This window comes from Bradyrhizobium sp. Arg816 (assembly GCF_029989365.1).
Classification (GTDB): domain Bacteria; phylum Pseudomonadota; class Alphaproteobacteria; order Rhizobiales; family Xanthobacteraceae; genus Bradyrhizobium.
In genome coordinates, this window is sequence record NZ_JAPRAQ010000004.1 from 262,719 (window position 1) to 274,685 (window position 11,967).

Here is an 11,967-nt window from a genome sequence, read left to right on the forward strand (position 1 = left end):
TTGAGCGTCAGAGCATCTTGCCGACGATCTTTGTCATATCTGTCGCCGAAAACGCGCGCAGCGTTTCGGTGCGGACATTGCCGAGTGCGCTGAGACTAAGGCTGAGCGACATCGCGGCAGCCTCATCTGGAGCCTCGAGAACGGTTACAACGTCATATCGTCCCTGCGTCCAGACGATCTCTTTCACGGTCACGCCGAACGTTTTGGCCATCTCCTTGAAGGCGTCGGCCCGCTTCGGCGAGTCCTTGATGTTGCGGACTCCCTGATCAGTGAAGTTCGCCAGCACGACATAGGTTACCATGGTCGTCCTCCCTGGTTAGAACCCAGATCCAATTCTCGCTTGAGGCAACCGCGCAGAGCTTGCCACGGCGGCTGAGACAGCGCTACTTGCGTGTTGGGAACGTCAGCGGGTGTGACTTGTTCGGTCAGGACAACGGCCGCGCGAAACTGAGCTCATGGCCGTCGGGGTCGGTGAGATGGAAGTAGCGCTCACCCCATTCTGCATCGCGCGGCGTGGTCGACGGCTGCCATCCGGCGGCGCGTGCGCGCTCGTAGATCCCGTCGACATCGGCGACGTGGAAGATGATGCGGCCCCACCAGGACCAGCGCTTGTCGTCCGGCTGCGCCGTCAGGTTGAGATAGCCGGTGCCGGCGCGAAAGCTGGTGAATGCGGCGGTTTCGCCGCCATACAGGAGCTCGAACCCCAGCGACCGGTAGAAGTGCACGGAGCGCCCCATGTCATGCGTGCCCAGCGTGATGGCGCTGATGCTTTCGATCATGTGATCTGCTCCGCCGAGAGGGGCCTGGAAGCGATTGTATTGCCGCCCTGTTCAGGTTGACGATGATCCGGCCCGCCTGACGGCTGGCGAACCGCATTTTGCTCTGCTATGACGGGATCGAACCCGTACCAGCGGGTTCCGCGGTCCCGTAGCTCAGCCGGATAGAGCGGCGGTTTCCTAAACCGTAGGTCGCATGTTCGAGTCATGCCGGGATCGCCACATCTTCAAATCCCTATTGATATCCTTTACGTTTTTCGCCGATTTGGCTCAGCGGGTCGGCCACTGAGACAATCTTTGTTCCTGAAATGAGCTTCGCGGCGGCATTGTCGGCGAGCTTCATCTTGTTCGCCTGCTCGACGTATTCCTGCGCTTCTCCGATCGTCTTCCAACCGTGCCAAGCCATGAGTTCATGCGCGGTGGCGCCGTGCAAAGCGTGCCTGATCGCGCTGGCCTTGCGCAAACCGTGTGCTCGGCCCGGGACACCGGCTTGCCTGCACTGAGCAGCAAACCAATTGCCGAACACTGCAGCCGAGCCGAACGGCGTGCCGTGCTCGCTGGTGAGCCACAACATCGAGGCGACGGCGCCGTCATGACGATGAAGCGCAAGCTCGGCAACAAGCTCGGGAAGCAACTGGATCGAGAACTCGGTGCCGGTCTTCTTTCGCGACATCGAGAGCCTGCCATTCTTGACGAATTGATCGCCCATTCGGACGACATCGCTGCGAGCGTGACCGGTCTGCAAGATCACTTCGAGCGCAAGCCGCGCCTTGGTGCCGGCGGGATGCCGCTTGCGGTATTGCTCGATCTCGTCATCGGTCCAGGCATGGAAGCCCTTCGACTTCGGCCTGTCGGTTAGCGTCAACGTCGACAATGGATCTGTCGTCATCAATCCGAGGCTGATGCAGTATTTTACAAAGTGACTCATCGCCCTCAAGAAATTGCGCTGCGCGTTCGGCTTCAGCTTCGATACGATCGCCTGCATAGCCTTCGCGTGCATCATGTGTGTGCGCTTGTCGCCGTGCTCCGCGCGGATCAGGCGTTCCAGGATGGCGCGGCGGTTCTGTTGGGTCGTTTTGCCGAGGCCATCCTTGAATGTGGTGCTGTCGTAATAGCTGACCAGCGCGGCATTGACGGTGCCGGCAACAGGCGGGCGATTGACAATCTGCTTCGCGTCGTCACTCAATTTCTCCCCGGCCGACTCCAGCGCGGCCATGAACACCGGGGACCATGGCGGGACATCATCGACAACTTTAATCCTGATCTTGGGGCACCCCGGCTTCCGAAGGTAATAGACCTGCTTGCCCCATGGCGTGACATAGGCCTGCACATGCTTGGGGAGTCTGTGCTTAATCATTTCACCGCATCCCACTCGTTCACCTCGGTGCCGGCATCCTGCCCCTCCCCCGGCTTGCCGGCAATGACGATGAGTCGCCCTTCCGGGGAGACCTCGACCCGCGCGACCGGCAGGCCGGCCGCCACCACAGCCTTGATGGCTTTGGCTAGGTCGGACTGGCGGAAGTGCTGGCGGCCGCGAGACATAGATCTGGCCTTACATCACGATCTGGCCCATCAGCACGTCGGCCGCGGCCGCCGCCACGACATCGACGCCCGCGGCAACCCAGTTGGTGCTGCCCTGTGTCGCGGTCATGGTGTTGCTGGCCGAGCCGGCGGTGTGGTTCATGGCGCAGTCGGAAGTCGCATCGACGAAATCCTGCGTCGCCGAGGTGGCGGTGAAGGAGCTGCCGCCGTCATTGGTGTAGGCCGCCGCCGTGATGTTGCCGGTGGCGCTGGTGACGGTGACGGTGGCGTTGCCGCCGGCGTTGCCGTGGTTGCCGGCGCCATGGGCGAACGAGGTCGCACCGCCGGTCTGGTCGACGCCAGTGAACGAGATCGCGCCGACGCTGGCGAACCGGGCACCGGTCCATGAGGCCGCCAGCGTATTGGCCCCGCTGGCCGGATTGACCAGCCCATAAGCGATGATCGACGTCCCAGCCGTGACGTCGGAAAATGTGGCCCCTGTTATCGGAGTCATCGAGACGCCGTTCCAGGTGACGCTGATGCCGGTCGGCAAGCCTGAGCCACCGGCAAAGACGAACATCAAGAAGACCACCAGCGCGCGGTTGGACCCGGAGCCGACCGTGATGACGCTGGCGCTCGAATACGAGGTGGTGGAGGAGCCGCCGTTGCCGGTGTGACCGAAGGTGTCGAATGCTACGGCCATCGCCGCACCGCCTTCTCAGCGCATGCCTTTGCGAGCGTGTTGAACTGCTCGGCGAACATGGCGACATCCCTGCCTGTGCAGTCGCCGAGCCGCTTGCCATTGGGCATGATCGTATCGAGCAGCGGTTCGCCTGCCTGATAGCGCCTATCTATCTCGGCGCTGAGCATGATGAGTTGGGCTTCGTCGGCGGTCATCGCGCAACCTCCTTCGGCTGCTCGCGGTCCAAGCGCACCGCCATTTGCGAACGCAGAGCCCTGCTGACCACGCTGCTTAGCGTGCGATCGTCGCTCTTTGCCTCTCGCTCAATCCACGCTCGGATTTCTGGCGTGACGCTGATCAGCATCTTGACGGTTTCAGATCTCTCCATCCTAAAAACTCCACACCGATCCAAAAACATCCAGAGATATGGAAATGTGATGATGGCAAACTAGGGGCACCGTTCCTTATAACCAATTGAAATCATGCACCTTTTCGGTGCAGCTTTTTGTTGATTCTGTTGCGGAATTTCGATTGAGAGTTTTGGGGAGGCGATGGCGAGTATTACCAAGATTTTTCTCTCGAAAGAGTGATGATGAAAAACGGAAAAGGCCCGCCGTTGTGGCGGGCCTTTGGTTGTCGATGCCGATGAGGATCAGCGCGCGGCGATGCCGGCGCCTTGCCGTCGCTTAGCGATCTGCAAAAGCGGCACCATCTCCCTCTCCAAGTCGTCGAGCGTCCGTGTCGGCCAGCACGATCCATGGCGGGCCTCCCGCTCCAGGCGCTTCAAGTCCTGCTTGCTGATCTCTCCGGCATTGTATTTTTCAATAAGCTGATGTTGGCGGTCGTCGATCACACCCCGGGCGACGATACGTTGCAGCAAGCCCATTTCCACCTTGCTCAGCAATCGAAGCTCAGCCGCAAAACCGATGATCATCATTGCCTGAGTTATCGCGGCGTCGTTGGTGAGGTCGACGGCGGTGCTTTTACCATCACCTGACAATTCGAACTTGAAGGTCCACGGGGCATTGTCGTCATTAAAGCGACCGGTGGCGCGACCGTAACTGAGAAGCTCAGCCCGGTCAGCGTTCTGATATTGTTGGGAACAACTCGATGCGATGATAGTCTTGGTGGCAGCCTTAGACATGGTCTCCTCCGTGTCTTGGGTTAGGGCCGGCCAGGCGTGCCGCGCCTGGCTGGCCCGCCGCTCATCGAGCGTCGCACGATCGTGCGCCCGTACATGGGCTGCCGTCAATCAGAAAGTTGCAAGTTCATAATATGCACCATTTGAGTGCATATGAATTTCCGAAGGTGCTGAGAAAATCGGTCTGAGCGGATGTGATTTGAGACGTTGAGTCATCTACCGAAGTGGTCCGCTAGCTCGGCGGCGGCGCGCTCGCGGCGTGATAACTCGGCGGGAACGCCGTCGTACACGCGCTGAGCGCCGGCGGCATCAAGGCTATGCCGCTCGCAGGCCTCGCCGAGCGCGACAGCGAATGTCCCAAGATACTTCTGCGCGAAAACGGCGGCGTCGGTTGTCGATCGGTCGTTGATAGTGGCCGCGATCAGCGCATCAGCGACCTCGACGATCGCGCGACGTTCGCGGTCGCGTCGTTTCAAGCCCATTGTTTACTCCCTCAAACATCAGCGAAGTTATGATCGCCGGCGAAGTGTCGCCCGACGCCATCCGGCGACGGGGCGCCGGTTGGATATGTGTAAAGTTGCTCCAGCTTGTCGACGACGGCCTGCGCCAAGGTCATGCCATCGACATTGAGCGAGAACGAGATCGGCTGCGCCTTTGGCTGGCTGGTGCCGGGCACAAACATCATCGGGTGCTTCGTCGGATCGCGCTTCGGCGAGTGATCCTCGATGCCGGGGACCTTCTCGCCGCCGAAGCCAAACATCCAGCCGATCTTGCCGGCGACGGTGGAGAGCCAGCTGACGAACGACGAGATCGCGTTCTTGATGCCGTCGAACATCTCGACGATGCCCTGCCAGGCCGTCGATGCGAGCCCGTTGAGGCCTGCGTTGAACGATGCGAGGCCTGTATGGATCGTTTCCCAAGGCACCTTGCCGAGCAAATCGAACATCCCGGTGATACCCGTAATCGACGCGATTTTGCCCGCGACGGCGCTGTCGATGTTGTAGAGGAGCGATCCGATCTCTTCCACGACACCGATGACGGCCCCGACCGTCCCCGCGTTGCGATTGGCGATGTTGCCTATAGCGGTGAACATTTCAGTAATGGCGCGCATCGATGGCAGCGCTGCTTGCATCAGCGGCGCCCCATCGCCTGCAGCATCGATTCATACTGCTCACCGAATGCCTTCTTCACGCCGGTCGGATTTCGCTCGGTGAAGTGCCGGTAAGCATCAGGAATAGACTCGATCTGTCCCGCAAGCCCCAAGTCCTTTTTCTGCTGTTCCAAAAACTTGGGGTTGCCGAACATCTCTACGAGTTTCGCGGCGTTGCGGTTTGGACTGAGCTTTGCGATCAAATTCTGGAGGACGCCCTCGTCGCCGCCCGACGCCTTCGCCAGGGCGGGATAGACTACGTTTTTAATCCACCCAGGCAGATCGCCGACGTAGTCAAGCGACCCCTTAATGGCGCCGGGCGCCAGCTGCATTCGACTGCCACCGAAGCCGGTCTGGACCGCCTTCGACATGTCGAGCAGGCCAAGCTGCGACATCACTGCTGCTTGCTGCTTGGTGAGCGTGGTAGCGCCCATCTGGAGCTGTTGCAAAGTCTGTAGCGTGGTGCCCGCGGCTGACCCGCCGAGATCGGCGCCTAGCACGCCGATCGGGCCGATCGATTCCGGCTTCGCGTTCATAAAGGCCGTGCCGCCACGCCTCGCGATCGTCTGGAAATCTTCGGCGGTGAGCTTGCCGCCGAATGCGGTGATCATCCGGAATGCCTGGTCAGTGAACTGCTCCAGCTTGGCCGGGTCGGTGGAGATGCCTTTCATCTCAGCAGAGCGGAGGAGCTTGTAGTACTCGCCATGCGTCTCGCGGCCGAGCGAGTTCGATAACAGGGTGTCGACCATCATGGCCTTGGGCGCCAAGGCTGCGGCCTCCTCCGTCGAGCCGGTGACCGCCCGCAATTCGTTGGTAGTCTTGAGGAACTCGCTGGCTGTCGACGTCGGCACCACCTTGGCGATACGTTCGTAATATGAAGCCTGCAGGCCGATCACCTCGTTCGTGGTGAGACCAGCGCGCATCAGCTTGTCTTGCTGATCAAGGATTTTCTCGCCGTGCTTGGCGATGGTGGCGAGGCCGCGGATCATCTCGGCGCCGGCGATGACGCCGACGGCGCCGAGCAGCGCCGGTTTCCACGCCTCGAAGGCTCGGGTGATCTGGTTGATGGGCGCCTTAATGCCAAGCAGATCCCGACTTATGACCGCGAGCACTGGCGAGACGTTGTTCGCGAGAGCGATTGATACACCGATCCTATATGCGTCCATCACACCACCTCACAAATGGGTCGCCGCACGAGGCCGCGGTTACGTCCGCCGCTGGCCTCGCCGGCTCCCTCCAGCGGCGCGGGTGGATAGTCCGCGCTCGCTTGAAACTTGTGTGGCGGCGGCGAAAGGGAGATCAGACGCCGCCGCCGACGCGACACCGCTGCCCATTGAAAACAGCGTGGTCGCGATCCAAGTCACACCGCCGCGCCCGTCACCGGATTTCTCCAGGTGGCACCGTCGTAGACCACCTCTGCACTCAGCGTAAGATCGATGTGGCGGTCGCCGGCGCGTGGATATTGGGGCCTCGCCGTGGTTGGACCGACAGTGCCAACCACAATGAAACCCCGAGTGGCGAGCGCCGCGGCATCTCCATTCGCGACGTATCCATTTGTGATATCTCCCGGGAGATCTATCGTTACTCCTACAGTCGAAGCATAGGCTCGCTGCGTGGGAAGCGGCGGACCGGGTATGAGCACCATTCCATTCGAGTTGGCTTGTTTGGCAGCGTCCGGGGTGGCTAACATTCGAATTGTCACAGGATATCTCCTTTTTCAAAAGCGCCGACGTTTTCTTCAGCGACTAACCCCAGGTCGCAACGATGCCATTGGGAGCGGCGCCGAGGACCGTGTTGGTCGCCATGACGCGTCGCACCTGCATATGGAGCTGAAAGGTGCCTACCCCGAGCGGAATCGTGACCGGTCCGCTGTCAGGATCGTCGGCAAATATCACCGCGATTCCGGTCCCACCGGTGCCGACGGTAATGATCAGATTCGACGTCACGTCGGACAGGTCCGCGCTGTCGCTCGGCGTAACGGCCTTGGCATGGCGCCCCGAGGACATCGGATCCCGCTGGGTCGCGAACAGCGGGTCGTTGGCGGTTTTCGGCATCAGCGGCGACTCAAGCCCCGCCCAGCGCGGGCTGCGTCGCCGCGCTTCCGCAGCTCTTCATCACTGATCGCGACATCGGCGGGCATCATGTCGCCGGTCCCTGGGCTGTGCCGGAATGCACTGGCCAGCACGGCCTTGAGCAGGCCTGGATCATCCTCTTGCCGCTTCCGCAGCTCGGTCGGCTCCGCCGCGCGGTCCATCTTACTTGCGAACAGCTCTTGCTCGAGCTGCCTACGCGCAAGCGCGAAAAAGTCCTTCCCCTCGACAAATTCCTCGCCGACCTTGTCAACGACATTGGCCTTCGCGAGTTCTCGCGCACGATCGAAGACCATTCTATGTGTGATGTGCATGAAGTCCTCCTATTCAGGTTGACGCACTGCTGTTGCGCTGACTGGTGATCGGTACGCGGCCAGTCGCAGTTTTGACTGCCAAGACCTTCGCCATCGGATCGGTGCTGGGCTCTTCGCCGATGCGCTCGCGGGCTTCATCAATGGTGAGAACGCCGCTGTCGACGAACGAGGTTAGAATCTCGGCCTGCCGCTTTTGATCGACTTCGGTCTCTTCGACCCAGGCAAACTCAACATCGTCGAAGCCGGTCTCACTCCGGATGACGTCGTTCGCAAGATCAGAGAACCATTGCTTGGTCGGCTCGACGCCTTCCTCTTCAGCGGTCCGCTCAGCCTGCTGAGCCGTAGCGTGATTCACCTGTTGCGCGAGCGCTGAGACGGGGTATGAGAATGCTAGGCAAACGACACGCGCTAGCCACGCGTCCATCTCGTTAGTCAGCGCGGGCTCCTTGATCGGAATGTAAGAATTCTTCCCGTTGTCAGCGGCGAGGAATTTCATCCGGCGACGCATCGCTAGATTACCGCTGTAGAGGTTATCCCAATAGTCCTGAAATCTCTGCACCTGGTCCGGAGTCCAGCTCGCCGGTAACGAAAACAGCGACTCTGGTTGATTTCCGCTGTCATAGTACTCGCACTGATACTGCGCGCGCCGGATTGCGATGTTGACCGTGCGGAGTATCTGCTCCGTCGGCGAGAAGCCGAAGACGTGACCTGGTCGCAGGTTCATCGGCCGGTAGACCAAGTCCCGCACCGTGAGATTCGCCGCCGGCAAGCCGTGAAGTAATTGCTGATAGGCTGCAGGAAACGCGACATTCCCCTGGATGACATACCTCTGTGAGGACGCGTCCGCGCCATCATCCCAGAGGCGCGGCTCCGGTGTCCGTCCGTGGGGATCAATGATCCTCTTGATGGTCGAGCCGTCGGTGACCTGAAGCCTGATCAGACGGCCGAGGCTGTCGCGCTGGCAGTACAGCGACGGGGCATCGATGACGAGGAGATCCTCGAGCAGGCTCCTCATCCAAGTACTGAAGGGCGTGAGGTAGTCCGGCTCACGGAAGAATGCCTCCAAGGCCCGGATGCGCTCACGCTGTGCGGCTGGCAACGCTGACGGCTTCGGTCTGCGGTGTGCGGGCCCATCGTGTCGGGCGCGAATGATCCACGGCAGCCGACAAATTTGATCCTTTTTTCTCTCGATGACAACGCGAAGCAGGTCGCAGTTGTCTGCGAGCGAGCGCAGCATTTCGAACGTCACCGCCTCATATGGCCGCGGTGTCGTGTTGAGGTTGTAGCCGGTTGGGTAGTCAAAGGCGCGGCCGGCGACCTCCGGCGGCGCCACGGGCCGCATCGGTTGGAGCGGCCCGAACCAATTCGCGCCGCCACCGGCATAGCTCACGTTCACAGTGTAGGGTGACAGATCGCGTGCCGATCCTCGCGACGTCATCAGGGCCTTGTTGACATCGTCTATCAATGCAGATCCCTCCGTACCGGCTTGGCAGGTCTTGGCCGGAGGCCTGCATCGGAGGAGCGTCGCTCCAGCGCGGAGAGCTCGTTCTGGCAACGGTAGTAGTCATTCGCCAGATCGATGGTGTCCTGTAACTCGATCGCGGCCGCGGGCAACGGAGCGCCGTAGCGTTGCAGCATTGCGGCGGCGCGTGCCTTCGCCGGCAATAACTCCTCGGTGCTGATCGGCATCCGCGATGCTTCGCACCCGCCCATCAATTCTGAAACGAGCCGCGCCCGTCTCGGAATGACTGCGCATTCTTTGCGGTACCATCGCTCCAACTGGTCACGTCGAAGGGCGATGCGGTCCTTGGTGTCGTAGAGCAAGATCGAAGTCTCGATGCTCCGAAGCTCCGCGATCGTGGTCATCGCCAGCTCCTAGATCGTTGCAGCATTTCGAGCGTCTTCCGCGTTTCGTAGCCCCGCGCGGCTTGAACCTGCATGACATACTCATCGATCGACGGCGGTCGCATCGGCTGAAGCATAGCCGTCTCGCGCGGCAGTGGCTCAAGACCGGCGGCGACATCCGTATTGGCGGCGATGAGAGCAGCGGACGAAAACGGACCCTTGAGCAGCTGGCGAGCATGATCTTTCGTGACGTAGAAGACGAACGCGCCGCTCTCGGCCTTCACCAGATAGGGGGTGCCTCCGACTTCGAGATGACTCGGCGCCGCCTGGTCCTGCGGCCAGACGACCCTGATCATATCGGCGACGAGCGGCACCGTGGTCGCCGTCTCGCTGGCGCGTCGGTAAAATTCAAAGACGCCAAATCCCGGCATCATCTCCTGCTTGACCGCGGCTAGACTCGCCATCGCGAGCGCCACAACAACATCGATCTTGTGCTTCTGCTTTTCCTTGGCGATCCGCCAGCCACGCGGCGTTTCGATTGCGATGGCCTGCGAGATCGAGGTGCGCATCGCCTCATCGGGATAGACTGCAAGGTTTTCGCCCTTGATCAGTTCATAGAGGTTGCTGGAGCTATCGGTGAGGTTGCCCGATGTCTGCGGGTATTCCTGCATCGGCACGCCACGCTTGATCAGGCGCTGCGCTACCGATGCCATTTGCCAAGGGTCGTATCTGATCGCCTGCACATCGAAGCGGCTGCACAAATTCACGATCTCCGCCTCGATTGTCTCCTCAAAATCTAGCGGTCGGTCAGGCGACGGCTGGAATACCTTATGAGACACTAGGCGGACACGATCACCGTCGCCGGTAACGGCGATAATAGCCGTGGAGTCTCTTTTCAGCGAGGCGTCGACGCCAATGAAAACCGGGAGACCGCAATCAGATTGCAGAGGACGGAGACCAGGATCGACGCAACGGTCCCACATGGCGAGATCAACAAAGGCCGACTCCGACGCAACCCAGCGATTTTCGATGATCCTTGCGAAGGCGTTCGGCCGCATGCTGCTGCGCATTTGCGCCAACCAACGGTCATCCTGCCATGGCGCCACCGGCTTGTGGGTCCAGAACGTCAACCGACCTTCGCCTGCATATAGATCAGGACCGATTAGCGGCTGAGCGGTGCCGGCTTTGTAGAGCTCCTCCAACAGCAAGGACTCGCCACTGTAACCGGCATACGTCGTGACGAGACGCCATGCGGCCCGCCGTGTCGGCGGTGGCACCAATTCATCCCAAAGCCGCCGAGAAGACTCGGTCGTGAAGCCCCAGAGCTCGTCGCCGACCGAGATCACCGGGTTGGCACCGGCCGCACCGGCCGCATCGCTTGCGATGGCCTTGATCGAGGCGCTGACGTCGGGAAAGAAGAGCTCGCTCTTGGTGATCTTGGCGCGGTCCTTGAGCCTGGGACTGGCCTTCACGATGGCCTCGATTGCCGAGAAGACTCTGCTCTGCGACTGCTCAAGATCGTTTGCGCAGCAGATCGCCTCGGCGTTCTTGCCGCCGTAAAGCAGCGTTGCGGTCAGGGTCAGGATGGCAGCGAAGGCGGTTTTGCCTGATTTCTTGGGCGCCGAGTATGTCAACTCCGGATAGATCGCCCGGCTGGTCTCATCGAGGTTGAAGGCATGCTCGAGGAAGGAGATCTCGGCGGGCAACAGCTCGAAGGGTCGACCGGTCGCCGGATCGCGCAGCACCGAGGTGATGAAGGCGATCACATCGGGACGACTCATTGGGGCCGTCCCGCACGGTTGAAGCGACCGCTTGCGCAGCTAACGATCGCGCCGCTATGCTCGAGGGCGCGGAACACGTCGAGCCGTGAGATGCCTAGACGATCTGCGATCTCTTGCAGAGTGAGACCGGTTTGACGGAGGTCGAGCTCGCGGGACGAGTACATCACTCGGCCTCCTGCGGCGTGGCACAGGTCTGCATCTCTTCCAGGAAGTCGTCGCCGCTCGGCTTCTGCGGTACCGCGGGTTGGGGCTTGAAGTTATTGGCACGCTGCGTGCGGGTGATTTGGTCGCGGACTTCTGCGGCGGCCTTCAGCGCGCCGCGCCGCTCCAGAACGCGGGCCCAAATGACCAGCGAGGCGATCTGCTCGGCCGCGATCCTATCGGCCATCGTCGACGGCCTACCGAGGCCATCGAGCAAGCCGCGCATGATCTCGATCTTGTCGGCGGCGTCTTGCCGGCGCAGTTCCTGGTAACGCCTCCAGCCGCGAGACTTCGGGACGGGCGTGGCTATGGTGGCTTCGTTCGTCATACGTTCTAAAATATGCCGAACGATAGGAATGTCAATAAGTCATTGATTTTGCACGTAATTCGTGCATCTTCGGAGGAAGGTTCCGTTTATCAGGTGTGGCCGAAGGCGGCCTCCACGCGGCCCTGGAGAGGGGCCTTC

At 60.9% G+C, this 11,967-nt stretch carries 17 protein-coding genes and 1 tRNA gene; 1 reads left to right on the plus strand and 17 read right to left on the minus strand.

Translation table 11 applies throughout. The features are described 5' to 3' along the window. Positions 1 to 7: 7 nt before the first annotated feature. Together OWC48_RS12690 and OWC48_RS12695 are read right to left on the minus strand one after the other, a co-directional pair. Positions 8 to 301: a GYD domain-containing protein gene (locus OWC48_RS12690; protein ID WP_282520287.1), complete on the minus strand. Its 294-nt coding sequence runs from the start codon at positions 299 to 301 to the stop codon at positions 8 to 10. Positions 302 to 425: 124 nt separating this feature from the next. Then, the gene (locus OWC48_RS12695) at positions 426 to 779 is read right to left on the minus strand and encodes a VOC family protein (protein ID WP_282520288.1); all 354 of its coding nucleotides are present in this window, start codon (positions 777 to 779) and stop codon (positions 426 to 428) included. A gap of 142 nt (positions 780 to 921) precedes the next feature. On the opposite strand from OWC48_RS12695, the gene OWC48_RS12700 reads away from it, so the two are divergent. Next, positions 922 to 998, plus strand: a tRNA-Arg gene (locus OWC48_RS12700). Between the two features lie 13 nt (positions 999 to 1,011). Here the strand turns inward: OWC48_RS12700 and OWC48_RS12705 are convergent. The 15 genes from OWC48_RS12705 to OWC48_RS12775 form a co-directional block, all read right to left on the minus strand. Further along, the gene (locus tag OWC48_RS12705) at positions 1,012 to 2,133 is read right to left on the minus strand and encodes a hypothetical protein (protein ID WP_282520289.1); all 1,122 of its coding nucleotides are present in this window, start codon (positions 2,131 to 2,133) and stop codon (positions 1,012 to 1,014) included. Next, entirely contained in the window at positions 2,130 to 2,318 is a 189-nt protein-coding gene (locus OWC48_RS12710) for a hypothetical protein (RefSeq protein WP_282520290.1), read from the minus strand. Before OWC48_RS12710 ends, OWC48_RS12705 begins: the two co-directional genes overlap by 4 nt. Positions 2,319 to 2,328: 10 nt before the next feature. After that, complete coding sequence (locus OWC48_RS12715) at positions 2,329 to 3,000, minus strand: hypothetical protein (protein WP_282520291.1); 672 nt, start codon at positions 2,998 to 3,000, stop codon at positions 2,329 to 2,331. Further along, positions 2,991 to 3,194, minus strand: a complete 204-nt coding sequence (locus tag OWC48_RS12720; protein ID WP_282520292.1) for a hypothetical protein — start codon at positions 3,192 to 3,194, stop codon at positions 2,991 to 2,993. Before OWC48_RS12720 ends, OWC48_RS12715 begins: the two co-directional genes overlap by 10 nt. Continuing rightward, entirely contained in the window at positions 3,191 to 3,367 is a 177-nt protein-coding gene (locus OWC48_RS12725) for a hypothetical protein (protein ID WP_282520293.1), read from the minus strand. Before OWC48_RS12725 ends, OWC48_RS12720 begins: the two co-directional genes overlap by 4 nt. 264 nt (positions 3,368 to 3,631) lie before the next feature. Then, positions 3,632 to 4,123 (minus strand): hypothetical protein, encoded by a 492-nt coding sequence (locus tag OWC48_RS12730; RefSeq protein ID WP_282520294.1) that lies wholly within the window; start codon positions 4,121 to 4,123, stop codon positions 3,632 to 3,634. Between the two features lie 209 nt (positions 4,124 to 4,332). Next, on the minus strand, positions 4,333 to 4,602 hold the full coding sequence (locus OWC48_RS12735; protein ID WP_282520295.1) for a hypothetical protein: 270 nt from the start codon (positions 4,600 to 4,602) through the stop codon (positions 4,333 to 4,335). A gap of 11 nt (positions 4,603 to 4,613) precedes the next feature. Continuing rightward, positions 4,614 to 5,252 (minus strand): hypothetical protein, encoded by a 639-nt coding sequence (locus OWC48_RS12740; RefSeq protein ID WP_282520296.1) that lies wholly within the window; start codon positions 5,250 to 5,252, stop codon positions 4,614 to 4,616. Next, complete coding sequence (locus OWC48_RS12745; RefSeq protein ID WP_282520297.1) at positions 5,252 to 6,436, minus strand: hypothetical protein; 1,185 nt, start codon at positions 6,434 to 6,436, stop codon at positions 5,252 to 5,254. Before OWC48_RS12745 ends, OWC48_RS12740 begins: the two co-directional genes overlap by 1 nt. Positions 6,437 to 7,015: 579 nt before the next feature. Further along, complete coding sequence (locus OWC48_RS12750; protein ID WP_282520298.1) at positions 7,016 to 7,324, minus strand: hypothetical protein; 309 nt, start codon at positions 7,322 to 7,324, stop codon at positions 7,016 to 7,018. After that, positions 7,324 to 7,674, minus strand: coding sequence for a hypothetical protein (locus tag OWC48_RS12755; RefSeq protein ID WP_282520299.1), 351 nt, complete (start codon positions 7,672 to 7,674; stop codon positions 7,324 to 7,326). Before OWC48_RS12755 ends, OWC48_RS12750 begins: the two co-directional genes overlap by 1 nt. 13 nt (positions 7,675 to 7,687) lie before the next feature. Beyond that, a complete protein-coding gene (locus OWC48_RS12760; protein ID WP_282520300.1) occupies positions 7,688 to 9,139 on the minus strand; it encodes a phage portal protein in 1,452 nt (483 codons plus the stop codon). Beyond that, positions 9,136 to 9,540 (minus strand): hypothetical protein, encoded by a 405-nt coding sequence (locus OWC48_RS12765; protein ID WP_282520301.1) that lies wholly within the window; start codon positions 9,538 to 9,540, stop codon positions 9,136 to 9,138. Before OWC48_RS12765 ends, OWC48_RS12760 begins: the two co-directional genes overlap by 4 nt. Continuing rightward, the gene (locus OWC48_RS12770; protein WP_282520302.1) at positions 9,537 to 11,285 is read right to left on the minus strand and encodes a terminase TerL endonuclease subunit; all 1,749 of its coding nucleotides are present in this window, start codon (positions 11,283 to 11,285) and stop codon (positions 9,537 to 9,539) included. Before OWC48_RS12770 ends, OWC48_RS12765 begins: the two co-directional genes overlap by 4 nt. 178 nt (positions 11,286 to 11,463) lie before the next feature. Further along, entirely contained in the window at positions 11,464 to 11,829 is a 366-nt protein-coding gene (locus tag OWC48_RS12775) for a hypothetical protein (RefSeq protein ID WP_282520303.1), read from the minus strand. Between the last annotated feature and the right edge of the window lie 138 nt (positions 11,830 to 11,967).